At 55.5% G+C, this 22,767-nt stretch carries 20 protein-coding genes; 7 read left to right on the forward strand and 13 right to left on the reverse strand.

Going from position 1 to position 22,767, the window contains the following annotated elements; all coding sequences use genetic code 11:
* Positions 1-152 precede the first annotated feature (152 nt).
* Positions 153-2,186, forward strand: a complete 2,034-nt coding sequence (metG, locus tag F384_RS11330; RefSeq protein WP_046481571.1) for a methionine--tRNA ligase — start codon at positions 153-155, stop codon at positions 2,184-2,186.
* 199 nt (positions 2,187-2,385) lie between these two features.
* Positions 2,386-2,844, forward strand: coding sequence for a YehR family lipoprotein (locus F384_RS11335; protein ID WP_046481573.1), 459 nt, complete (start codon positions 2,386-2,388; stop codon positions 2,842-2,844).
* 45 nt (positions 2,845-2,889) lie between these two features.
* Here F384_RS11335 and F384_RS11340 read toward each other — a convergent pair whose 3' ends face one another.
* The 3 genes from F384_RS11340 to F384_RS11350 are packed head-to-tail and all read right to left on the reverse strand — an operon-like array spanning position 2,890 to position 5,807.
* A complete protein-coding gene (locus tag F384_RS11340; RefSeq protein WP_046481574.1) occupies positions 2,890-3,360 on the reverse strand; it encodes a DUF1456 family protein in 471 nt (156 codons plus the stop codon).
* Positions 3,361-3,406: 46 nt separating this feature from the next.
* Positions 3,407-4,126, reverse strand: a complete 720-nt coding sequence (gene btsR, locus F384_RS11345) for a two-component system response regulator BtsR (protein ID WP_046481576.1) — start codon at positions 4,124-4,126, stop codon at positions 3,407-3,409.
* On the reverse strand, positions 4,119-5,807 hold the full coding sequence (locus F384_RS11350) for a sensor histidine kinase (protein WP_046481577.1): 1,689 nt from the start codon (positions 5,805-5,807) through the stop codon (positions 4,119-4,121). The genes btsR and F384_RS11350 overlap by 8 nt, the downstream gene beginning before the upstream one ends.
* A gap of 222 nt (positions 5,808-6,029) precedes the next feature.
* On the opposite strand from F384_RS11350, the gene mlrA reads away from it, so the two are divergent.
* The gene (mlrA, locus tag F384_RS11355; RefSeq protein WP_046481579.1) at positions 6,030-6,761 is read left to right on the forward strand and encodes an HTH-type transcriptional regulator MlrA; all 732 of its coding nucleotides are present in this window, start codon (positions 6,030-6,032) and stop codon (positions 6,759-6,761) included.
* 59 nt (positions 6,762-6,820) lie between these two features.
* The gene (locus F384_RS28795) at positions 6,821-6,928 is read left to right on the forward strand and encodes a protein YohO (RefSeq protein WP_042318015.1); all 108 of its coding nucleotides are present in this window, start codon (positions 6,821-6,823) and stop codon (positions 6,926-6,928) included.
* On the opposite strand, the gene F384_RS11360 is transcribed toward F384_RS28795, so the two are convergent.
* The 5 genes from F384_RS11360 to bglX all read right to left on the reverse strand — a co-directional run bounded on the left by F384_RS11360 (position 6,909) and on the right by bglX (position 13,587).
* Positions 6,909-7,640, reverse strand: a complete 732-nt coding sequence (locus tag F384_RS11360; RefSeq protein WP_046481580.1) for an ABC transporter permease — start codon at positions 7,638-7,640, stop codon at positions 6,909-6,911. The two genes, F384_RS28795 and F384_RS11360, sit on opposite strands and share 20 nt — an antisense overlap.
* A complete protein-coding gene (locus F384_RS11365) occupies positions 7,624-8,571 on the reverse strand; it encodes an ABC transporter ATP-binding protein (protein ID WP_046481582.1) in 948 nt (315 codons plus the stop codon). Before F384_RS11365 ends, F384_RS11360 begins: the two co-directional genes overlap by 17 nt.
* Positions 8,564-9,730 (reverse strand): ABC transporter permease, encoded by a 1,167-nt coding sequence (locus F384_RS11370; RefSeq protein ID WP_046481584.1) that lies wholly within the window; start codon positions 9,728-9,730, stop codon positions 8,564-8,566. The genes F384_RS11365 and F384_RS11370 overlap by 8 nt, the downstream gene beginning before the upstream one ends.
* Positions 9,731-9,745: 15 nt before the next feature.
* Positions 9,746-10,663 (reverse strand): ABC transporter substrate-binding protein, encoded by a 918-nt coding sequence (locus F384_RS11375; protein ID WP_046481586.1) that lies wholly within the window; start codon positions 10,661-10,663, stop codon positions 9,746-9,748.
* Positions 10,664-11,289: 626 nt separating this feature from the next.
* Positions 11,290-13,587, reverse strand: a complete 2,298-nt coding sequence (bglX, locus tag F384_RS11380; RefSeq protein WP_046481588.1) for a beta-glucosidase BglX — start codon at positions 13,585-13,587, stop codon at positions 11,290-11,292.
* Between the two features lie 216 nt (positions 13,588-13,803).
* Here bglX and dld point away from each other — a divergent pair, with 216 nt between their 5' ends.
* Positions 13,804-15,525 carry a D-lactate dehydrogenase gene (gene dld, locus F384_RS11385; RefSeq protein WP_046481590.1) on the forward strand — a complete coding sequence of 574 codons (1,722 nt, stop codon included), beginning with the start codon at positions 13,804-13,806 and terminating at the stop codon, positions 15,523-15,525.
* A 113-nt stretch (positions 15,526-15,638) separates the two neighbouring features.
* A complete protein-coding gene (locus tag F384_RS11390; RefSeq protein WP_046481591.1) occupies positions 15,639-16,193 on the forward strand; it encodes a GNAT family N-acetyltransferase in 555 nt (184 codons plus the stop codon).
* 266 nt (positions 16,194-16,459) lie between these two features.
* Here F384_RS11390 and pbpG read toward each other — a convergent pair whose 3' ends face one another.
* Both pbpG and F384_RS11400 read right to left on the reverse strand, forming a co-directional pair.
* The gene (gene pbpG / locus F384_RS11395) at positions 16,460-17,407 is read right to left on the reverse strand and encodes a D-alanyl-D-alanine endopeptidase (RefSeq protein WP_046481593.1); all 948 of its coding nucleotides are present in this window, start codon (positions 17,405-17,407) and stop codon (positions 16,460-16,462) included.
* A gap of 165 nt (positions 17,408-17,572) precedes the next feature.
* Entirely contained in the window at positions 17,573-18,160 is a 588-nt protein-coding gene (locus tag F384_RS11400; RefSeq protein ID WP_046481595.1) for a Yip1 family protein, read from the reverse strand.
* 163 nt (positions 18,161-18,323) lie between these two features.
* Between F384_RS11400 and F384_RS11405 the strand changes: the two genes are divergently transcribed.
* Positions 18,324-18,899: a DedA family protein gene (locus F384_RS11405; RefSeq protein WP_046481597.1), complete on the forward strand. Its 576-nt coding sequence runs from the start codon at positions 18,324-18,326 to the stop codon at positions 18,897-18,899.
* Here the strand turns inward: F384_RS11405 and mdtQ are convergent.
* The 3 genes from mdtQ to F384_RS11420 all read right to left on the reverse strand — a co-directional run bounded on the left by mdtQ (position 18,890) and on the right by F384_RS11420 (position 22,763).
* Entirely contained in the window at positions 18,890-20,329 is a 1,440-nt protein-coding gene (gene mdtQ / locus F384_RS11410) for a multidrug resistance outer membrane protein MdtQ (RefSeq protein WP_046481598.1), read from the reverse strand. The two genes, F384_RS11405 and mdtQ, sit on opposite strands and share 10 nt — an antisense overlap.
* A 145-nt stretch (positions 20,330-20,474) precedes the next feature.
* Positions 20,475-21,413: a tRNA dihydrouridine(16) synthase DusC gene (gene dusC / locus F384_RS11415; protein WP_046481600.1), complete on the reverse strand. Its 939-nt coding sequence runs from the start codon at positions 21,411-21,413 to the stop codon at positions 20,475-20,477.
* Between the two features lie 156 nt (positions 21,414-21,569).
* Positions 21,570-22,763, reverse strand: coding sequence for a 3-hydroxybenzoate 6-monooxygenase (locus F384_RS11420; protein ID WP_046481601.1), 1,194 nt, complete (start codon positions 22,761-22,763; stop codon positions 21,570-21,572).
* Positions 22,764-22,767: the final 4 nt, after the last annotated feature.

Below are 22,767 nucleotides of genomic sequence, written 5' to 3' on the forward strand. Positions count from 1 at the left end.
TGTTGTTCTGAAAAGATCAATTGTAGCGAGGTAGTGTACTCCAGCGGTAACAATTATTCATTTGTGGTTTGATGCCCTTAACTCTTGGCGCAGTATTGACCCTTTTGGTACTATCAAAGCCCTTTTCACTACAAAAGAAGTAATTGCCCACTATGACTCAAGTCGCGAAGAAAATTCTGGTAACGTGCGCACTGCCGTACGCCAACGGCTCAATCCACCTCGGCCATATGCTGGAGCACATCCAGGCTGATGTCTGGGTCCGTTACCAGCGAATGCGCGGCCACGAGGTCAACTTCATCTGCGCCGACGACGCCCACGGCACGCCGATCATGCTGAAAGCACAGCAGCTTGGCATCACCCCGGAGCAGATGATTGGTGAAATGAGTCAGGAACACCAGACGGATTTCGCCGGGTTCAACATCAGCTATGACAACTACCACTCCACGCACAGCGATGAGAACCGGGAACTGTCTGAGCTTATCTATACCCGTCTGAAAGAGAACGGTTTTATTAAGAACCGCACCATCTCTCAGCTCTACGATCCGGAAAAAGGCATGTTCCTGCCGGACCGTTTTGTGAAAGGCACCTGTCCGAAATGTAAATCTCCGGATCAATACGGCGACAACTGTGAAGTGTGCGGCGCGACCTACAGCCCGACTGAGCTGATCGAGCCGAAATCCGTGGTGTCTGGCGCAACGCCGGTGATGCGTGACTCCGAACACTTCTTCTTTGACCTGCCCTCTTTCAGCGAAATGCTGCAGGCATGGACCCGTAGCGGCGCGCTGCAGGAGCAGGTCGCGAACAAAATGCAGGAATGGTTTGAATCTGGCCTGCAACAGTGGGATATCTCCCGCGATGCGCCTTACTTTGGTTTTGAAATCCCGAATGCGCCAGGCAAATACTTCTATGTCTGGCTGGATGCGCCAATCGGCTATATGGGCTCTTTCAAAAACCTGTGCGACAAGCGCGGCGATACCGTCAGCTTTGACGAATACTGGAAGAAAGATTCAACGGCCGAGCTGTATCATTTCATCGGTAAAGATATTGTCTACTTCCACAGCCTGTTCTGGCCGGCCATGCTGGAGGGCAGCAACTTCCGCAAGCCGACTAACCTGTTCGTGCATGGTTATGTCACGGTCAACGGCGCGAAGATGTCCAAATCCCGCGGCACCTTTATTAAGGCCAGCACCTGGCTGAACCATTTTGACGCCGACAGCCTGCGCTACTACTACACCGCGAAACTCTCTTCGCGCATTGATGATATCGACCTGAACCTGGAAGATTTCGTCCAACGCGTGAACACCGATATCGTCAACAAGGTGGTGAACCTCGCCTCCCGTAATGCTGGCTTTATCAGCAAGCGTTTTGATGGTGTGCTGGCGACTGAACTGGCCGATCCTGCGCTTTATAAAACTTTTACCGACGCGGCGACGATGATTGGCGACGCGTGGGAAAGCCGTGAATTCGGCAAAGCGATTCGTGAAATCATGGCGCTGGCGGATGTCGCGAACCGCTATGTGGACGAGCAGGCTCCGTGGGTCGTGGCGAAACAGGAAGGCCGCGACGCCGATCTGCAGGCGATTTGCTCAATGGGCATCAACCTGTTCCGCGTGCTGATGACTTACCTGAAGCCGGTGCTGCCGACCCTGAGCGAGCGCGTCGAAGCGTTCCTCAATACGGAGCTGAGCTGGGATACTGTCCAGCAACCGCTGCTGGGCCACAAGGTGAACACCTTCAAAGCGCTGTATAACCGTATCGACATGAAGCAGGTTGACGCGCTGGTTGAAGCGTCTAAGGAAGAGGTCAAAGCCATGACCGCTCCGGTGACTGGCCCGCTGGCGGACTTCCCGATTCAGGAAACCATTAACTTTGATGATTTCGCCAAAGTCGATCTGCGCGTGGCGCTAATTGAAAACGCCGAATTTGTTGACGGTTCCGACAAACTGCTGCGCCTGACGCTGGACCTGGGCGGCGAGAAGCGCAACGTTTTCTCCGGTATTCGCTCTGCTTATCCGGATCCGCAGGTGCTGATTGGTCGTCATACCATCATGGTGGCGAACCTGGCGCCGCGTAAAATGCGCTTCGGCATCTCTGAAGGGATGGTGATGGCGGCGGGTCCTGGCGGGAAAGATATCTTCCTGCTGACCCCGGATGAAGGCGCGAAGCCTGGACATCAGGTTAAATAAGTTCTTTCTCAAGCGCCGCTCTCGCGGCGCTTTTTTATGTGATACGTTCGCCAGATACGACATCGCGTAGTTTTCAGATTTTTCAGACTTCATTTTCAGACATATTAAGTCGTTTATTCCTTCTATATTATTTCTCTTCTGGTATACATACCAGGTACCACCTTTTTGAGTACCAGACGTTTAATAAAATGGAGTTTACATGAAAGCATTAAATACGTTTTTTTCGGTAGTATTCGCGTCAGTTCTCGTTTTCTCTCTGGCAGGATGTGGCGACAAGGAAGAAAGCAAAACATTCAAAGCGGATGTCAATGGTACTGAGATCGTAATGACCTATACCTACAAGGGTGACAAAGTCATTAAGCAGACCTCACAGAACAAAATCAACTTTGCGTCTATCGGGGCAAAAACCAAAGAAGACGCGGCGAAGATCCTTGATCCGATCAGTGCAAAATATCAAAACATTCCGGGCGTAGAAGAGAAGCTGAACTATAAGGATGGCTACGCGGAAGAAACCGTCTCTGTTGACATGGAGAAAGTTGACTTTAAAAAGCTGCAAGGCGTGATGGGTGCTCAATTCTCTGGTGACCCAAGCAATGGTATCAGCATGAAGCAGAGCCAGAAAATGCTGGAAGCCTCTGGCTTTAAAGAAGTGAAATAATCAAACGACGACGACCAGGTATCATGCCGGGTCGTCGCTTTTCTTTCAGTCTTTATTACCGTGCAGGCGCACTGCCAATCCGCGCAGGAAATAACGCATAAACTGGTCACCGCACTCGCGGTAGTTTTTATGATCCACAGAACGCATCATGGCGGTGATTTCCGGCATTGAAACGCGAACGTTCTGCTGAGTCATGATCGCCTGAATATCATCCGTTTTCAGCGAAAAGGCGATACGCAGCTTTTTCAGCACTGTGTTATTGTTCACCCGACGCTCAAGCGCCAGTTCAGGCGCTGAATCATCTTTGCCGCGCTTCTCGTAGATCAGGCCATTCAGAAATCCGGAGAGGATAATATCCGGGCAGCGGACAAACCCCTCTTCGTCTTCTTTGGTCATCCAGGTGTCGAAATTCGCAGAGGTGGATTCCATGTCGGCCAGCGCAAGAATGCGCACCATGTGGTTATTATTCACTTTCAGGATGTAGCGCAGGCTACGAAGAATATCGTTACTAAGCATAGAGCCTTCAACTGTCGATGATGCAATGGCGCGCAGTGTACCAGTTTTACAGGCCAATCGCCTCTTTCAAACTTTTCAGATAGCGGCGGCTGACCGGCACGGTTAATCCGTTGCGTAATATCAGCTCTGCCTGACCGTTATCTTCCAGGCGAATTTCCTGTAACTGCGCCATGTTAACCAGATACTGTCGATGGCAGCGCAGCAACGGCGTGCGGCTTTCCAGCGTTCTGAGCGTCAGTTCCGTAAAGCCTTCTTTGCCTTCGCTACTGGTCACGAACACGCCGCTCATGCGGCTGCTGACAAAAGCGACATCATCCATTTGCAGCAGATAGATCCTGCTATGCCCGCTACAGGGGATAAACTTCAGCGACTGCTGGTTTTCCGGCAGCACCGACACGTCCTGTTTGCTTCGCTCCTGGCGCAGGCGGCTGAGGGTTTTCTCCAGTCTCGCCTCTTCTATCGGTTTCAGAAGATAATCAAAGGCATGCTCTTCAAAGGCCTTAATCGCGTATTCGTCATACGCGGTCAGAAAAACAATATACGGACGATGCTCCGGGTCAAGCATACCGACCATTTCCAGCCCGCTGATACGCGGCATTTGAATATCCAGAAACAGCACGTCCGGATGCAGTCTATGCACCGCGCCAATCGCTTCAACGGCGTTGGCGCACTCGCCCACTATCTCAATATCACTTTGTTCCTGTAACAAGATCCGCAGATTTTCCCGCGCTAACGGCTCATCATCCACAATCAGCACCTTAATCATGCGTCTCCTCCAGGGGCAGTCGTAGGGTTATTCGGGTAAAGCAATCCGGTTCGCAGACCACGCTAATGCCATAGTCATCGCCAAACCGTTCGCGCAGGCGTTTATCGACCAGATTCATGCCCAGACCGCTGACATTCGTAGTGGGCTGATACAACCCGGCGTTATCTTCAATATCCAGCATCAGGTACTGTCCTTCCTGCCGGGCGGTGATGGACACCTCCCCCGTGCCCATCAGTTGTGACGTCCCGTGCTTAATGGCGTTTTCGACGATGGGTTGCAGGGTGAAGGCCGGCAACTGCTGATGCGCCAGCGCATCCGGCACGTTTAAACTCACCTGCAGCCGCGCCTGGAATCGCGCTTTCTCAATTTGCAGATAGGCATTCACGTGCTCAATTTCGTCGGCAAGCGTGACGATCTCCGACGGGCGCTTTAAGTTCTTGCGAAAGAAGGTGGAAAGATCCTGCACCAGTTGGCTCGCCTGTTCACTGTCGCGGCGCACCACCGCTTTAATGGTGTTGAGCGCATTAAACAGGAAATGCGGATTGACCTGCGCATGCAGCAGCTTGATTTCTGACTGCGTCAGCATCGCTTTCTGACGTTCATATTGCCCGGCAAGGATCTGCGCGGAGAGTAGCTGAGCAATCCCCTCGCCCAGCGTTCGGTTAATGGAACTGAAGAGTCGGTTTTTTGCTTCGTACAGCTTGATGGTCCCCATCACCCGTTGGTTTTCACCGCGTAATGGGATAACCAACGTAGAGCCAAGTTTGCACTGCGGATGCAGCGAACAGCGGTACGGCACTTCGTTGCCGTCAGCATAAACCACCTCGCCCGTCTCGATGGCCCGTAGCGTGTAGCTGGAAGAGATAGGCCTGCCCGGTAAATGATGATCGTCGCCAATCCCGGTAAAGGCCAACAGCCTCTCGCGGTCAGTAATCGCCACTGCGCCGATATCGAGTTCCTGATACAGCACCTGCGCCACCTTCATACTGTTCACTTCGTTGAATCCCTGGCGCAGGATCCCCTCGGTGGAGGCCGCCACTTTCAGCGCGGTGGAGGAAAACGCAGAGGTATATTTTTCAAACATCGCGCGCTTGTCGAGCAGAATGCGCATAAACAGCGCCGCGCCAACGGTGTTGGTGACCATCATGGGGGCGGCGATATTGCTGACCAGTCGGTAAGCATCGTCAAACGGTCGGGCGATCAGCAAGATGATCAGCATCTGTACCATTTCAGCGACAAACGTAATGGCCCCTGCCGTCAGCGGATTGAAGACTTTATCGGTGCGTCCCCGGCGCGTCAGCACGCTGTGCACCAGCCCGCCCAGCAGTCCTTCAACGATGGTGGAGATCATACAACTGAGCGCGGTCATGCCGCCCATCGAATAGCGGTGCAGCCCCCCGGTTAGCCCCACCAGGCCACCGACGACCGGTCCGCCGAGCAGACCACCCATCACTGCGCCAATCGCACGCGTGTTGGCGATGGAATCGTCAATGTGCAGGCCGAAATAGGTGCCGAGGATACAGAAAATAGAGAAGGTGACGTAGCACAGTAACTTATGGGGTAAGCGAACGGTAACCTGCATCAACGGTATGAATAAGCGTGTTTTGCTCATCAACCATGCAATAACCAGGAACACACACATCTGCTGAAGCAGCAGCAACACCAGATTAAAATCGTACATACCCGCAAACCACACTGCGTTTAAAACCGCGTAACATACATCGACTACGTTGATCTTTCTTTGAACTGTTGCAAAAAAAGATGAATTCGTGAGAACGATCACTCAAAAGTGTTCGTGCGATTACAATATCACCCCTTTGTTGATTAAAAAACAGACAAAACTACCTGGTTCGAAAAAGAGCGACTAAAGTTAGACTGGGACCTCGCGAGCAAGGATAAAATGATGGCGCTTTACACTATAGGTGAAGTGGCTTTGCTTTGTGATATTAACCCCGTTACGCTCCGCGCGTGGCAACGGCGTTATGGATTATTGAAACCGCAGCGGACCGACGGCGGACATCGCCTGTTCAATGATTCAGATATCGACAGGATCCGCGAAATTAAGCGCTGGATAGATAACGGGGTGCAGGTCGGCAAGGTCAAAATGCTGTTGAGCAATGAGAATGTGGATCTGCAAAACGGCTGGCGTGAACAGCAGGAAACCCTGCTGCACTATCTGCAAAATAACAATCTGCACAGCCTGCGGATCTGGCTAAAAGAGCGTGGGCAGGATTACCCCGCGCAGACGCTAACCACCCACCTTTTTCTTCCGCTGCGTCGGCGGTTGCAGTGCCAACAGCCCACGCTACTGGCACTATTGGGGATCCTTGACGGCGTGTTGATCAACTACATCGCCATTTGCCTCGCCTCGGCCAGAAAAAAACAGGGGAAAGATGCGCTGGTCGTGGGCTGGAATATTCACGATACCACGCGTCTGTGGCTGGAAGGCTGGGTCGCCAGCCAGCAGGGATGGCGGGTTGACGTACTGGCGCATTCGCTGAGCCAGTTTCGCCCGGACCTGTTCGAGGGACGAACTTTACTGGTGTGGTGCGGCGAAAATCAGACATCGGCACAGCAGCAGCAACTGAATACCTGGCGCGCGGAAGGACACGATATTTATCCACTTGGCATTTAATGATTCATTAACAGCTACGCTTCTCTGTATAATCTCTGAGTTAACATAAGGAGAACATCATGAGCGTCGCGAAAATCGGTGTCATCACCCTCTTTTTACTCATGGCCATCGGCGGTATTGGCGGGGTGATGCTCGCAGGCTATACCTTCATTTTGCGTGCCGGCTAAGGTGCAGCACTAACCGCTCGAACAGGCGGTCTACGATGATCGCCGCCAGCGCGACCAGCAGCGCGCCCTGAATGACATACGCCGTATTGAATCCGCTCAGCCCGATGATAATCGGCGTACCGAGCGTGCTGGCCCCCACCGTCGACGCGATAGTTGCCGTGCCAATATTGATAATCACCGACGTGCGAACGCCTGCCAGAATCACCGGCGCCGCCAGCGGCAGCTCAACCTTACGCAACTGTTGTCCCGGACTCATCCCCATTCCGCTGGCAATGCTGCGCACGCTGTCCGCAATCGACCCCAGTCCCGCCAGCGTCGCCTGCAGGATGGGTAACACACCGTACAGGATCAGCGCGAGAATGGCTGGTTGCTGGCCAAACCCCATCACCGGCACTGCAATCGCCAGCACCGCGACGGGCGGAAAGGTTTGTCCAACGGCAGCAATGGTCTCCACCAGCGGACGAAACTCTCGTCCCCAGGGACGTGTCACCACCATTCCGGCACCCACGCCAATCACCACGGCAAACAGGCTCGACACCGCGACCAGCCAGAAATGGGCCAGCGCCAGCGCGAGAAAGCTCTCCTGCTGGTAAACCGGGCGCGGAAGTTCAGGAAACAGACTGGCGAAAATCGTCTGGCTGTGCGGTAAACCCAACAGCATCAGCAGGAAGAGCGCAATCAACCAGATCAGCGGGTCACACAGCCGTTTCATGCGTCAGCGTCTCCAGTAGCAGATCGCGAAAATGCAGCGTCCCACAGACACCACCCTGCTGATTGACCACCGGTAACACGTCGCACCCGCGCGCGACAAACGCGGAAAGCGCATCGCGCAGCGTCATCTCTTCCGTCAGCGCCTCCCCGGCGATCTGTTCATCCCGGCGAACATAGTCGGCCACGGTTCGCAGTGACAGCAACCGTACCCCCAGTTCACTGCGACCGAAAAACTGTTGCACAAAGTCATTTGCTGGCGCCGTCAGCATCGCCAGCGGCGTCCCTTGCTGAACAACGTTTCCGCCGTCCATCAGCACCAGATGCTCCGCCAGGCGCAGCGCTTCATCAATATCATGCGTGACCAGCACAATGGTTCGCCCCAACAGACGGTGGATGCGGGTCATCTCCTGCTGCAACGCCCCGCGTGTGACCGGATCCAGTGCGCCGAAAGGTTCATCCATCAGCAGCACCTGCGGATCGGCAGCCAGCGCCCGCGCCACGCCCACACGTTGCTGCTGCCCACCGGAAAGCTGATGCGGATAACGCTCGCGCAGCCCAGTTTCCAGGCCGAGCAGCGCCATTAATTCTTCCACCCGCTCATCAATTTTTCTGCGCGGCCACTTCAGCAATTGCGGCACGGTGGCGATGTTCTGCGCCACCGTCCAGTGCGGGAACAGGCCAATCGACTGAATTGCGTAGCCCATCCGCCGACGCAGTTCCAGCACCGGCAGACGGCGAATTTCCTCACCCGCAAAGCGAATTATGCCGCTGTCATGCTCCACCAGCCGGTTAATCATTTTCAGGGTAGTGGACTTCCCTGAACCTGAGGTGCCAATCAGCACCGAGAAACTGCCTTCCTTAACGTGCAGATTCAGGTCGCTAACCGCGTTGTGCTCGCCAAAGGCTTTATTCACGTGGCTAAATTCAATCATGGTGGGTTACCTTCAGCAGAGCGATCCCTAAGTCAAACAGCGCATCAATCAGGACTGCCAGCGCAATGACCGGGATCACGCCCAGCAGCACCAGATCCACGGCACTGCTCAGCAGTCCCTGAAACACCAGCGCGCCAAAACCACCGGCACCAATCAGCGCGGCGATGACGGCCATCCCGACGGTCTGCACCATCACCACCCGCAGGCTACGCAAAAAAACCGGCAGCGCCAGCGGAAGCTGAACGTGCAGAAAGCGCTGCGCGGTGCTCATCCCCATCGCGCGGGCGCTTTCCTGGACATCGCGGGGAACCTGATTCAGCCCGGCCACCACGCCGCGAACCAGCGGCAAGAGCGCATACAGCACTAACGCGATCAGCGCCGGAGTCAGACCGGTTCCCGCCACGCCCACCGTCGCAAGCCAGGGGAACGCGTTCACCAGTCCGGCAAGCGGTGCAATCAACAGACCAAACAGCGCGACGGAAGGAACGGTCTGGATAACATTGAGAACGGTAAACACCAGTCCCTGGCGGGCGGTGGAAAAATAACACCAGATACCGAGGGGAATGCCAATCGCCAGCGCGGGCAGCACGGTACCCAACAACAACGTCAGATGCTGGGTCAGCGCATCATCAAAGACATCCTGGCGATTCGCGTACTCTTTGAGTAAAGAGAGATCATCGAACGTCCCCGTCAGCAAGAGCGCGACGGGAATAATCGCCATCTGCGCATGTAAAACCCAGCGCCAGAGTGGCTGTACGGTAATACGTCGGATGGCATCGCTGCAGGCCAGTAATCCCAGCGCGAGTCCCAGCCAGAGACCGCTTCCCACGCTGGTTCGCGCCAGCGGCGTCCCCGTTGCTGCCAGATGCGTCGCCGCCTTGCCTACGCTCCACAGCATCAGGATCACCAGCAGTTGTGTCACCACCAGCGTACACCACGCCCCTTTTCTTCCTGGCACAAAGCACAATGCCAGCAAGACGCAGCCTGCGCCGGTGAGCATCGACAGCGAACCGGGCCAGAGCGTCCAGAGCTGTCGTCCCTCTCCCGACACCAGGCGATTCGGGGCATAGTTCACAAACGGCAGCGCAACGGCGGCGGCTGAAAGAACAACCAGCAGCAACAGTACGCGCTGAATACTGACTTTTGACACGTCACCCAACCTTTTTCAGTCCTTTTACTTCACCCATCCCTTTTGCTTCAGATAGTCCGCCGCCACTTTTTTGGCGTCTAATCCTTCAACGGCAATGCTGGCATTGAGCTGTTGCAGCGTTTTTTCATCCAGGCTGGCAAACACGGGTTGCAGCCATTCCGCCATCTGCGGGTACGCCTTCAACACCGCCTCACGCACCACAGGGGCTGGCGCATAAATGGGCTGAACGCCTTTGGGATCGCTTAACGTCTGCAGGCCCAACGCGGCGACCGGGCCATCCGTACCGTAGGCCATCGCAGCATTGACGCCGGACGTTTGCTGCGCGGCCGCTTTGATGGTCACTGCCGTGTCACCGCCCGCCAGTGAAAGCAGTTGTGCCTGACCGAGCGTAAAACCGTAGGCTTTTTCGAACGCGGGCAGCGCGTCGGCACGCTCGATAAATTCGGCGGAGGCGGCCAGTTTGAACGTACCGCCCTCTTTCAGATAGCGGCTGAGATCGGCCAGTGAGGTGAGTTTATTCTTTTCGGCGACATCGCTACGCACCGCGATGGTCCAGGTATTGTTGGCAGGAGCGGGCGTTAACCAGACCAGCTTATTCTGCTCTGCATCGAGTTTTTTGACTTTCTCAAAGCCTTCTTTCGCATTTTTCCATGCCGGATCGTTTTCATCTTTGAAGAAGAACGCGCCGTTACCGGTGTATTCGGGATAGATATCCAGTTCGCCCGAGGTGATTGCGCCGCGCACGACCGGCGTGGTACCTAACTGAACTTTATTGACCGTTTTAACGCCGTGGCTTTCCAGCACCTGCAAAATGATGTTGCCTAGTAGCGCGCCTTCGGTATCAATTTTCGACCCAACCTTCACCGGCGACGCCGCCTGCAAGGGTAAGCTCACTGCCGCTAACAGCGCCAGCGAACCGGCCCAAATCTTTGAGATTGTCATGATGCTTTCCTCATCTTTTTGTCGACTTTTTCAGCGACTTGAGGAAAAAGCATAGTCGAAAAGTGTTCTGTTAACCCGACATTTCGGTTTTTTCGGACAGTCGTAGAACTTATTTATCTTAACGCCAGGCATTAGTTATATTTTATCTCCTCACATTTTCCGTTCACGCTATGTCCATAGCGCCTCTGAAACCCCATTACCTGTGAACGTGTTAAGGAGGCTCGTCGCCGCCTCCTTAACAATCCAGGCTCCCGGCGGAGAAATTGTCGCTTCGCGATACCCTCCGCTTATTCCTCCAGGCTATCGGGTCGGTTGCGACTCAGCATCCCTGCTTCGCGCGCCCTGAACCCGCGTCCCTGCGGGTTCCCCCGGCCTTACGGAAAAACGTCGGCAATTTTCAGCCGGACCCATCCACACCTGACCATCATTGCGGTTTGCCTTTTTAACAGCGAAAAGAGTTTGTTTGTAGAGCCGAGAATCGAAGCGATTTTCCTGGTCGGGAACCAGGGATGTAAGGGAGGCGGGGAGCCTCCCTTGCCGTTCACGGAAATCGGACTGTCAGGGAAGCCATACTGCCAGGGTGAACGGAAAAGCGCACCACAGCGACATACTCCCCCTTACGCCGATCACAGCAATTCAAACGATCCCTGTTTCACACGGGCAGAATCGACGCCGATAAAGACGTTGAACTTGCCGGGTTCGGCATCAAACGTCATCTGCTGATTCCAGAACTTCAGCGCGTTGATATCAATCGGGAAGCTGACGGTCTGCGTTTCGCCGGGTTTCAGGTTCACTTTCTTAAAGCCTTTCAGCTCTTTCACCGGACGACTCAGGGAAGCCGTGACGTCCTGCACATACAGCTGGATAACCGTTTCACCTTCACGCTTGCCGGTGTTGGTCACCTTCACACTTGCCGTCACGCTGCCGTCACGTTTCATGGTCGGCGCAGAAAGCGTCACATCAGAGACGTTAAAGGTGGTGTAGCTCAGACCATACCCAAACGGATAGAGCGGGCCATTAGCTTCGTCAAAGTAGCGAGAGGTGTACTTGTTCGGCTTGTCGGCGTTATACGGACGACCGGTGTTGAGGTGGCTGTAATAGGTCGGGATCTGCCCCACCGAGCGCGGGAAGGACATCGGCAGTTTGCCTGACGGGTTGTAGTCGCCAAACAGAACGTCGGCAATCGCGTTACCCCCTTCCGTACCGGCAAACCAGGTTTCCAGAATCGCATCGGCCTGTTGATCTTCTTTCACCAGCGCCAGCGGACGACCGTTCATCAGCACCAGTATCAGCGGTTTGCCGGTCGCTTTCAGCGCCGCGATCAGGTCACGCTGGCTCTGCGGCAGGGTGATATCGGTACGGCTGGACGCTTCATGCGCCATGCCCTGCGCCTCACCCACCACGGCAACCACCACATCAGACTGCTTCGCCGCCGCGACGGCTTCATCAATCATCTCCTGAGGAGAACGCGAGTCCACCTTCACCGCCTCTTCGTACTGATTGAGGAAGGTGACAATGTCTTTATCGTTGGTAACGTTGGCCCCATGGGCGTACACCACTTTACCGTTCGCGCCGAGGGCATTCTTAATGCCGGTCAGTACCGTGATGGACTGGTCAGCCACGCCTGCGGCAGACCAACTGCCCATCACGTCGCGTTTGCTGTCAGCCAGCGGACCGACGACCGCAATCGTCCCTGATTTTTTCAGCGGCAGCGTGTCGAGACGGTTTTTCAGCAGTACCAGGCTTTCACGCGCGACTTCACGCGCTTCTTTACGGTGCAGTCGGCTTTCGGCGTTGGTATCCACCGGATCGGTTTCTTTCGCGCCCAGGTGGCTGTACGGATCGTTAAACAGCCCCATGTCATATTTCACGTTGAGTACGTGACGCGCCGCGTCATCCAACTCCGCCATCGTCACTTTGCCGGATTTGATCAATCCCGGCAGGTATTTGCTGTAATACTCGTCGCTCATACTCATGTTAATGCCGGACTTGAGCGCCACGCGTACCGCATCTTCCGGATCGGCGGCGGTGCCGTGTTTAATCAGCTCTTTGATGGCCCCGTGGTCAGACACGGTAATGCCTTTAAAGCCCCACTTGTCGCGCAGAATATCTTTCAGCAGCCAGGAATCAGAGGTCGCAGGCGTACCGTTCAGCGAGTTCAGCGCCACCATCACCGCGCCGCTACCCGCATCCAGACCGGCTTTGTACGGCGGCATATAGTCGTTAAACAGGCGCTGCGGACTCATGTCCACGGTGTTGTACTCTTTACCACCCTCCACGGCGCCGTAGGCGGCGAAGTGCTTCACGCTGGTCATCACCGAATAGCGATCCGCCGGGCTTTTGCCCTGCATCGCTTCCACCATCGTTTTGCCCATGATGGAGGTCAGATACGTATCCTCGCCAAAGCCTTCCGAGGCGCGTCCCCAGCGCGGGTCGCGGGAGACATCGACCATCGGCGCCCAGGTCATGTTCAGGCCGTCGTCGGCGGCTTCATACGCCGAGATACGTCCGACGGTTTTCACCGCGTCGAGGTTAAAAGAGGACGCCAGTCCGAGGCTAATCGGGAAGACGGTACGCTGGCCGTGCAGCACGTCGTAGGCAAAAAAGAGAGGGATTTTCAGGCGGCTCAGTTCCATCACCTGATCCTGCATTTTACGGATGTCCTGACGGGTGACGGTGTTAAAAATCGCCCCAACCTGACCGTCTTTGATCATCTCGCGGATGGCTTCTTTCGGGTTATCCGGGCCGACGCTGATTAAACGTAGCTGACCAATCTTTTCATCGACGGTCATTTTCGTCAGCAACTGGGTGACAAACGCATCCCGCGCTTCCGGCGTCAGCGGATGGTTACCGAACAGCTCCTCCGCCAGCGCTGGTTGCAACGCCAGACTGACTGCGACACCTACAGAACATAGCCATTTCATGTTGATTCTCTCTTTCTCTAAAGCCCGACGTGGCAGCGAAAATATAACAAAAACCGCATTTTGCCATAAGCCTAAACGGCAGCGCGGCAGAAAGCTAAGGTTATTCTCTTAATTTTCAACGCCGCCAATTCAAAGACAGTGTGAATGAGAAAGCGTATTGTCATACAAAGCGCTATGCTTGAACCTGATATTTTGTCCCACCACAAGGAGTGGAGAATGTCTTCCATTACAACAACTGATAATAAAACCTTCCTGAATGAGCTCGCCCGCCTGGTGGGACATTCACACCTGCTAACCGATCCCGCTAAAACCGCCCGCTATCGCAAGGGCTTCCGTTCCGGTCAGGGCGACGCCCTGGCGGTCGTCTTTCCCGGATCGCTACTGGAACTCTGGCGCGTGCTGAACGCCTGCGTCAACGCCGATAAAATTATCCTGATGCAGGCCGCCAATACCGGCCTGACCGAAGGCTCCACGCCGAACGGTAATGACTATGATCGCGAGGTTGTCATCATCAGCACTCTGCGCCTCGACAAGCTCCACGTGCTGGGCAAAGGCGAGCAGGTGCTGGCCTATCCCGGCACCACGTTGTATTCGCTGGAAAAGGCGCTGAAACCGCTGGGACGAGAGCCGCACTCGGTGATTGGTTCGTCGTGCATCGGTGCATCGGTCATTGGCGGGATCTGTAATAACTCCGGTGGTTCGCTGGTGCAAAGAGGCCCGGCGTATACCGAAATGTCCCTGTTTGCCCGCATTGATGAAAACGGCAAACTGCAACTGGTTAACCATCTGGGGATCGATCTGGGACAAACGCCAGAGCAGATCCTGAGTCAACTGGACGATGAGCGGATCAAAGAGGAAAATGTGCGCCACGACGGGCGACACGCCCACGATCACGACTACGTCACCCGCGTCAGAGACATCGACGCCGACACGCCCGCACGCTATAACGCCGATCCGGATCGCCTGTTTGAATCTTCTGGCTGTGCCGGGAAGCTGGCGGTCTTTGCGGTGCGTCTCGACACCTTCGAAGCGGAAAAAAACCAGCAGGTGTTTTACATTGGCACCAATCAACCCGAAGTGCTGACGGAGATCCGCCGCCATATTCTGGCGACGTTCGACAATCTGCCGGTGGCGGGTGAATACATGCACCGCGACATCTACGACATTGCCGAACAGTACGGCAAAGACACCTTCCTGATGATTGATAAGCTCGGCACCGACAAAATGCCGTTCTTCTTCACTCTGAAGGGGCGTACCGACGCGATGCTGGAAAAGGTCAAATTCTTCCGTCCGCACTTTACCGATCGCGCAATGCAGAAGTTTGGTCATCTGTTCCCGAGTCATCTGCCGCCGCGGATGAAAAGCTGGCGCGATAAATATGAACATCATCTGCTGTTAAAAATGGCGGGCGATGGCGTCGCGGAAGCGCAAAGCTGGCTCACCGAATTCTTTAAAACCGCAGAAGGCGATTTCTTTGCCTGCACGCCGGAAGAAGGTAGCAAAGCCTTCCTGCACCGCTTCGCAGCAGCTGGCGCCGCCATTCGCTATCAGGCGGTTCATGCTGACGAGGTGGAAGATATTCTGGCGCTGGACATTGCGCTGCGCCGCAATGACACCGAATGGTACGAACATCTGCCGGCAGAAATGGATAACCAACTGGTGCATAAACTCTATTACGGTCACTTTATGTGCTACGTCTTCCATCAGGATTACATCGTGAAGAAAGGCGTGGATGCGCACGCGCTAAAAGCGCAAATGCTGGAACTGCTGCAACAGCGCGGCGCGCAATACCCGGCAGAGCATAACGTCGGGCATCTGTATGAAGCACCAGCGACGCTGACCCGTTTTTATCGCGAAAATGACCCAACCAACAGTATGAATCCCGGAATTGGCAAGACCAGTAAGCAAAAATTCTGGAAAGTACCCTCTTCTGATTAACGCCAGTTACTGTGCCTGAGGCACAGGCTGGATTTGCACGAAATATCGCGCAAAAGTAATGAGATGTGCCGGAGTCGTGATGACTCCGGTTTTTCCTCGCAAAGGTGAGAACCATGTCTGTTGCCGATACGCTTTCTGATAACGACATCAAGGTGCGCGACGCGCTGCCTGACGACGTAGAGGCGATCTCCTCGTTATATGCGTGGCATGTGTTGAATGGCCGCGCCTCTTTTGAAGAAACGCCTCCAACGGTCGATGAAATGCGCCGACGTATGCGCACGGTGGCGCAGTATGGCCTGCCGTGGCTGGTGGCGCTCTACCGCGGCGTGATCGTCGGTTATTGTTATGCCACGCAGTATCGCCCTCGCCCGGCCTATCGTTTTACCCTGGAAGAGTCGATTTATGTCGATGCCAGCATGACCGGACGCGGCGTCGGCAGCCTGCTAATGCACACGTTAATCACCCGCTGTGAGGAAGGTCCATGGCGGCAGATGGTGGCGGTGATTGGCGACGGGCATAACAATCCGGGGTCGCTGCGACTGCATAAAAAGCACGGTTTCGAGATTGCCGGACAGTTGCGTAGCGTCGGGTATAAAAAAGGGGACTGGCGGGATACGTTGATTATGCAGCGCCCACTCAACGAAGGTGACTGGACGCTGCCGGAGTAAGATTTTGTTATCCATGCCGGATGACGGCATAAATGCCTTATTCGGCCTACGGGTGAGATGTTTTCGTAGGCCTGATAAGCGAAGCGCCATCAGGCTATTTCCCCGTGCCGGATGACGGCATTCGGGGTCTGGCTTTGTAGGCCTGATAAGCAAAGCGCCATCAGGCTATTTTCCAGTGCCGGATGACGGCATAAATGCCTTATCCGGCCTACGTAGGCCCAGGCTATTTTCCAGGACGACCTCGCCTTATTTGGCTTATAGCGACATCAGTCGTTTTGCGCGGTCTGTTCGCCCGCATTGCCACCCGCAGCAGCCATCTGTGCGGCTTTTTGCTTTTTATAGCTCAACGCCGCCGCCGGAACCGGCATCACTTTCCCGGTTTCGATCCACGTGCGTAAACGACTGGCGTCGGCGAAATGGGTGTACTTACCGAACGCATCCATTACCACCAGCGCCACCGGTTTATTATTGATTACCGTACGCATCACCAGACAATGGCCAGCCGCGTTGGTGAAGCCGGTTTTAGTCAGCTGAATATTCCAGTTATCGCGATACACCAGATGGTTGGTATTGCGAAACGGCAGCGTATACGCCGGGTTGGCGAAGGTCGCCATATCTTCACGCGTGGTGCTCAATTGGCCGATCAGCGGATACTGCTTGCTGGCAATCAGCATTTTGGTGAGATCGCGCGCGGTCGACACGTTATGAATCGACAAACCGGTCGGTTCCACAAAACGCGTCTGGGTCATGCCCAGCGCTTTCGCCTTCGCGTTCATCGCCTTAATAAATGCGTTATAGCCGCCAGGATAATGGTGCGCCAGGCTTGCCGCCGCCCGGTTTTCCGAGGACATCAGCGCCAGCAGCAGCATATCTTTCCGGCTGATTTCACTGTTCAGCCGCACGCGAGAGTAGATCCCTTTCATCTCCGGCGTCTGGCTGATATCCACTTTCAGTTTTTCGTCCAGCGGCAGTCGTGCATCAAGCACCACCATCGCCGTCATTAATTTGGTAATTGACGCAATCGGACGCACCAGGTCCGGATGATTCGAATAGATCACCTTATTGGTGTTCAGATCCACGATCATCGCACTACCGGAGGCGATCTCAGGTTGAGACGCCGCGGCAGTCGCCGCCGTTTTTGCCAGCGCTTGCGGCGCAAAAGGCACAGCCAGCATCAGCGCCAGGCTCAGTATGGAAACTCGGAATTTCAGCATGATGAGATTTCAGAAAATGATTCACGCGTGATGACACGCACCGCCGAAGCCAGGGTAGCTCGGGCTAGCAGAGGAATCATAGCGAGCTAATAGCCTTGCCGCCAGAAGAGAATCGTCAGGAAATGCTGCATTGCTGGCTTTTGCACCAACAATGCAGCACGGTAATCAGAACAAGCGGTAGCCGTATCCCCAGAGGATGACGGTCAGCGCGAGCAGCACTTCCAGTACCAGTACGCCGATAGCGAGGGTCGAACTGGAGAAACTTAAGCCCTCTTCTTTATTGATATTCAGGAAGGTCGGAATGCCCAGATAGAGCAGATAGCCGGTATAAAACAGCGCTATCGTTCCGATAAATGCGCAAAGCCACACCAGCGGATACAGCGCCACCAGACCGCTAAGAAATAGCGGCGTCGCGACATAGCCGGCAAACACCATACAATGGGTCAAGGACGGACGCTGCGGATAACCCCGCGCCATCCACCAGATCACGCGCCCCATGATCGCCACGCCCGCCAGCATCACGGCATAAAACAGGATAGCCAGCGCCAGTCCCGTAAACAAAGAGAGCTTCAGGATAGTGCCGTCGCCAAAATTCCAGCCGATTTGTGTCGTACCAATAAAGGCGCAAATGACCGGGATGGCCGCCATCAAAAGCACATGGTGGGTGTAGTGATGCGAAACCGTTTCGTTCTCGCTGTTGATCACCTGCATTTCACGATTGGGATGGGAAAACAGCCCCCAGACATGGTTCATACCGCCCCCTTGTTGTCAGCTGTGGACTTAACACTTCAAGTATAATTCAGCTTTTAGATTATTTATTGTACAGACAAAGAAATGCCGCTGCGTGTGACGGCCCTTTTTGAGCATCCCGAATTCAGAGGGTGTATGCTTATATTCGTGGAGGTCATACCGACGTATGGATATAAACAGTCTTATTGCGCAATACGGTTATGCCGCGCTGGTGATCGGGAGTCTGGCGGAAGGCGAGACCATCACCCTGCTGGGGGGCGTTGCCGCACATCAGGGATTACTCAAATTTCCCCTCGTGGTGGTGGCCGTGGCCTTAGGTGGCATGATAGGCGATCAGCTACTGTATCTGCTGGGACGTCGCTATGGCGGCAGGATCCTGCGCCGCTTCGCCCGTCACCGCAACAAAATCCGCCAGGCGCAGAAGATGATCCAGCGCCGCCCGTATCTTTTCGTGATCGGCACCCGCTTTATGTACGGGTTTCGCGTCATCGGCCCGCTGCTGATTGGTGCCAGTCATCTGCCGCCAAAGATTTTTTTACCGCTGAACATCCTCGGCGCGCTGGTCTGGGCGCTAATCTTCACCACCCTGGGCTACGTGGGAGGTGAAGTGATCGCGCCGTGGTTACATCACCTCGATCAGCATCTCAAGCACTGGATCTGGCTGATTCTGGCGGTAGTGCTGGTGATCGGCGCTCGCTGGTGGCTGAAGCGCCGCAGTAAAGCGAAGATGTCTCAGGAGTGATGATAGCCACCACCGAGCGCGCTGGTAAGCTGGATCGACGCATCCAGCCACTGGCCTTGTAAAATCAGTCCGTTCGCCTGTTCGCGCAGCGCCGGTATTCTGGCCTTGCTGACAAGAGAACCCGCAATGATCCCGGCGTCAAAGCGCGCCTGCGCCAGGCTGACCACCCGCTCGGCGTCATGTTCAATCTGCTGCTGATGCTGATTTTTCTGCATCAACGTCGCTACCTGACTGGCGGTGCGCGCCACGTCGTTTACCGCATCAACCACCGCTTTGTTATAACTGGCTATCGACAAATTGTTTTGCGCCTGGGCGATATCAAGGTTTGCATTCAGCCTGCCGCTGTCGAAGATGGGGAGCGTCAGGCCAGCGGTCACGCCCATCTGCTGGGCGGAACTGCGAAACAAGTCGCTCAGATGCAGCGCATCCTGTTGTAAAAAGGCCATCAGATTGATGTCGGGATAAAACGCCGCTTTCGCCGCCTCCACGCTGCTCATGGAGGATTCAATCACCCAGTGTGCTGCCTGCAAATCCGCTCTGCGCGCCAGCAGGGCATAACCCAGTTGCGTTGGAAGCTGGCTCTCCACCTGCGGCAGGTTCACTGCGTGCAGTTTCAGCGACGTCGACTGCGTGTTGGTCAATGCGCTCAGACGCGCCTCAATCACCTTCATCTTCCCGGCGATATCATTCAACTGCTGCTGGGTTTTGCTGTCATCAATATCCGTTTCCACGCCTTCCACCGACGAGGTGATGCCGTTCTGGTACAACTGGCGATCGGTATCAATGATGTTGCGCTGTTCCTGTTCAATTTCCGTCAGCAGTTTGCTGAGCGCCGCCTCGGTCTGCCATTCCCAGTAAAGCCGCGTAACGCCGCTGGCTAACAGCTGACGCGTCTGCTCGCGCTCGGCTTCCCGCGCTTTCACCGCACCGATTCGCGCCGTCACTTCCGCGCGGTTCTTGCCCCATAAATCGAGATCCCAACCGGCGGTTAAGCCGAACGTGCCATTGGTATACCACGGCCCGGTCGTGCCCGCTGCCGGATCGGTGACCGCAAACGGCCCCATGACCCCTTCTCCTGACATTTTCTGCCGTTCGGCATCCGCAGAGAAATCAACCTGCGGCCCATCCCGGGCTTCGACCGCGTTGGCCTGCGCTTCGGCCAGCGCGATCCGCTGTTCCGCCACCTGCATATCCGGGGAACTGGCAAGCGCGTTCTTCACTAACTCGTTCAACTGTGCGTCATGATAATCCTGCCACCACTGGCTGCCAGGCCACCCGTTATTCAGCGCCGACGGCAGCGCGGAATCCACGTGAGAAGCGGGAGGTTGCTGAACCAGCGTCTGTTGGGTGTCATGCATGGGGGCACATCCCGCGAGCAGAATAGCCAGCGGAAAGCACGCGTTCAGCGCGTGAAAAGAATTACGAGTCATGAAAGGGTTCTGATAAGAAAAGGTGCGCGGAGCTTACCCGTTGTGGTGACTCGTTTTTTAGTTACGCGTGGCATAACATCTTCGGCAACGAAAAGTCACAACTGGAAAAGTATATTCCAGAAGAATATAAAAACTTCAATAAATATTAAATTTCAATCGACTGGATCGCGCGGGCAATATCCGGTGAATTATTTAACGCGCGAATATCCTGAAAGACGTCCGTGGCCTCACGGTATTCCTTACGCAAATAACCCAGCCACTGTTTAATGCGCGCGACGTGATACAGCCCGGTGTCACCCTGTTTTTCCAGGCGGGTATATTTTTTCAACAGCGCAACCACCTGCGGCCACGGCATTCGCGGCTCGTTGTACTTCACCACTCGGCTGAGGTTGGGAATGTTTAATGCCCCGCGACCAATCATGACCGCATCACAGCCGCTGACCGCCAGACATTCCTGAGCGCTTTGCCAGTCCCAGATTTCACCGTTGGCAATCACCGGGATCGACAGACGCTCGCGGATTTCGCCAATCGCCTGCCAGTTGATGTGCTCCGCCTTATAGCCCTGCTCTTTGGTGCGCCCGTGTACGACCAGTTCACTCGCCCCGGCCTGCTGGACGGCATCCGCAATCTCAAATTTCTTGTCGCCGCTGTCCCAGCCCAGACGCACTTTCACCGTCACCGGCAGATGCGCCGGCACTGCTTCACGCATTGCTTTCGCGCCCTGATAGATGAGTTCAGGATCCTTCAGTAACGTCGCGCCACCGCCGCTGCCGTTCACCATTTTAGACGGACAGCCGCAGTTGAGATCGACGCCGTAAGAGCCGAGTTCCACAGCGCGAGCCGCATTTTCCGCCAGCCACTGTGGGTACTGCCCCAACAGTTGCACGCGCACTAAGGTGCCGGAAGGCGTCCGACTACCGTTGAGCAGTTCGGGACAGAGACGATGAAAGACTTTTACTGGCAGGAGTTGATCCACCACGCGCACAAACTCGGTGATGCAGAGATCATAATCATTCACTTCCGTCAGAAGTTCGCGCACCAGTGAATCGAGCACGCCTTCCATCGGCGCCAGTAAAACACGCATATCGTCATCCGCAAAAAAAGAGGCGCTATCATAGCGCCTATCCGGGATGAGCAAAACCTTTTGCAAGGGTGGCGGCGCATAGCGCCTTATCCCGCCTGCACCCCATCATGGCGGTAGGCCGGGCAAGCGACGCGCCCCCGGCAAAGGCCCTTATTCTCAGCGTGGCAGAAGACAGTTATCTTCTTTCCAGCCGTACAGCCATTCCATGCCGCGGTAAAACTCCGCCTGCGATTTGCCTTTCCACAGCAGATTACGCACCTGGCGCTCCACGCCCGCCGCATGGTACACGCGTCCCATTTCGCGGGTAGACCAGACGATGCGCGCCGTGCGTGGAATACGTACCGACTCATACAACGCGAAGGCTTTTGCCGCATCGCCGTCGCATTGCGCCAGCGCTTTGCCCAGCGTGACAGCATCTTCCAGCGCCATACAGGCCCCCTGCGCCATGTACTGCGCCACCGGGTGCGCGGCATCGCCAACCAGCGTGATGCGCTCCGTACCCCATTTTTCTACCGGTTCGCGATCGGCGGTTGACCAGCGACGCCAGGTCGTGGGTTTATCCAGCATCTGCCGGGGACGCGGATGGATCCCGGCAAAATACGACAGTACCTCTTCCTTACTGCCGTCTTTAACGCCCCACTCCTCCTGCTGACGGCTGTGGAAAGTGACGACCAGGTTGTACTGCTTGCCGCCGCGCAGCGGATAGTGCACGAGGTGGCAGTGCGGCCCGGCCCAGAGCACCGGCGCGTTAATGCGCAGGTCTTCCGGCATATCCGCACAGTCAATCACCGCGCGGTAGACCACATGTCCGGTCACGCGCGGCGAATCACCCAGCAGACTCTGACGCACAACCGACTTCACGCCGTCACAGCCGACCAGAATATCGGCGGTCCAACTGTTACCCTGCTCATCGAATACCGTCACATCGTCTGCCGTCTGGCGAATATCGACCACGTTGGTCGAGGTCCGGTACTCAACATTTGGATGGGTCAGTACCGATTCCCAGACGGAAGCGTGGATATCGACCCGGTGGATGACCGCATACGGACCGCCAAAGTGGTCGCGAAAGGCCTGTCCGGTTTCGATGCGCACCACTTCTTCCGCGTTCACCGCGTCCATCATGGTGATGTGATCGGTAAACACCGCACGCGAACGCGCCACTTCGCCGACGCCGAGGCTGTCCAGCGCTGAGAAGGCGTTTGGACCGAGCTGAATGCCCGCACCAATTTCGCCAATTTCATGGGCTTTTTCCAGCAGCATCACTTTGATGCCCTGACGTGCCAGCGAAAGCGCGGTGGCTGCCCCGCCAATTCCGCCGCCGACAATAATTGCTCTCGTCACTTTAGCCATTGTC

It is taken from the genome of Citrobacter amalonaticus Y19 (genome assembly GCF_000981805.1).
In the GTDB taxonomy this organism is placed as follows: domain Bacteria; phylum Pseudomonadota; class Gammaproteobacteria; order Enterobacterales; family Enterobacteriaceae; genus Citrobacter_A; species Citrobacter_A amalonaticus_C.

What these genes read in the sequence shown, in the direction of transcription:
- F384_RS11340 (WP_046481574.1), bottom strand. Translation starts at nt 3,360, where the DNA reads ATGCTTAGTAACGATATTCTTCGTAGCCTGCGCTACATCCTGAAAGTG.
- F384_RS11365 (WP_046481582.1), bottom strand. Translation starts at nt 8,571, where the DNA reads ATGATTGAATTTAGCCACGTGAATAAAGCCTTTGGCGAGCACAACGCG.
- dusC (WP_046481600.1), bottom strand. Translation starts at nt 21,413, where the DNA reads ATGCGTGTTTTACTGGCGCCGATGGAAGGCGTGCTCGATTCACTGGTG.
- F384_RS11390 (WP_046481591.1), top strand. Translation starts at nt 15,639, where the DNA reads ATGTCTGTTGCCGATACGCTTTCTGATAACGACATCAAGGTGCGCGAC.
- metG (WP_046481571.1), top strand. Translation starts at nt 153, where the DNA reads ATGACTCAAGTCGCGAAGAAAATTCTGGTAACGTGCGCACTGCCGTAC.
- F384_RS11350 (WP_046481577.1), bottom strand. Translation starts at nt 5,807, where the DNA reads ATGTACGATTTTAATCTGGTGTTGCTGCTGCTTCAGCAGATGTGTGTG.
- F384_RS11360 (WP_046481580.1), bottom strand. Translation starts at nt 7,640, where the DNA reads ATGAAACGGCTGTGTGACCCGCTGATCTGGTTGATTGCGCTCTTCCTG.
- pbpG (WP_046481593.1), bottom strand. Translation starts at nt 17,407, where the DNA reads ATGCTGAAATTCCGAGTTTCCATACTGAGCCTGGCGCTGATGCTGGCT.
- F384_RS28795 (WP_042318015.1), top strand. Translation starts at nt 6,821, where the DNA reads ATGAGCGTCGCGAAAATCGGTGTCATCACCCTCTTTTTACTCATGGCC.
- mlrA (WP_046481579.1), top strand. Translation starts at nt 6,030, where the DNA reads ATGGCGCTTTACACTATAGGTGAAGTGGCTTTGCTTTGTGATATTAAC.
- F384_RS11420 (WP_046481601.1), bottom strand. Translation starts at nt 22,763, where the DNA reads ATGGCTAAAGTGACGAGAGCAATTATTGTCGGCGGCGGAATTGGCGGG.
- dld (WP_046481590.1), top strand. Translation starts at nt 13,804, where the DNA reads ATGTCTTCCATTACAACAACTGATAATAAAACCTTCCTGAATGAGCTC.
- mdtQ (WP_046481598.1), bottom strand. Translation starts at nt 20,329, where the DNA reads ATGACTCGTAATTCTTTTCACGCGCTGAACGCGTGCTTTCCGCTGGCT.
- F384_RS11335 (WP_046481573.1), top strand. Translation starts at nt 2,386, where the DNA reads ATGAAAGCATTAAATACGTTTTTTTCGGTAGTATTCGCGTCAGTTCTC.
- btsR (WP_046481576.1), bottom strand. Translation starts at nt 4,126, where the DNA reads ATGATTAAGGTGCTGATTGTGGATGATGAGCCGTTAGCGCGGGAAAAT.
- bglX (WP_046481588.1), bottom strand. Translation starts at nt 13,587, where the DNA reads ATGAAATGGCTATGTTCTGTAGGTGTCGCAGTCAGTCTGGCGTTGCAA.
- F384_RS11405 (WP_046481597.1), top strand. Translation starts at nt 18,324, where the DNA reads ATGGATATAAACAGTCTTATTGCGCAATACGGTTATGCCGCGCTGGTG.
- F384_RS11400 (WP_046481595.1), bottom strand. Translation starts at nt 18,160, where the DNA reads ATGAACCATGTCTGGGGGCTGTTTTCCCATCCCAATCGTGAAATGCAG.
- F384_RS11375 (WP_046481586.1), bottom strand. Translation starts at nt 10,663, where the DNA reads ATGACAATCTCAAAGATTTGGGCCGGTTCGCTGGCGCTGTTAGCGGCA.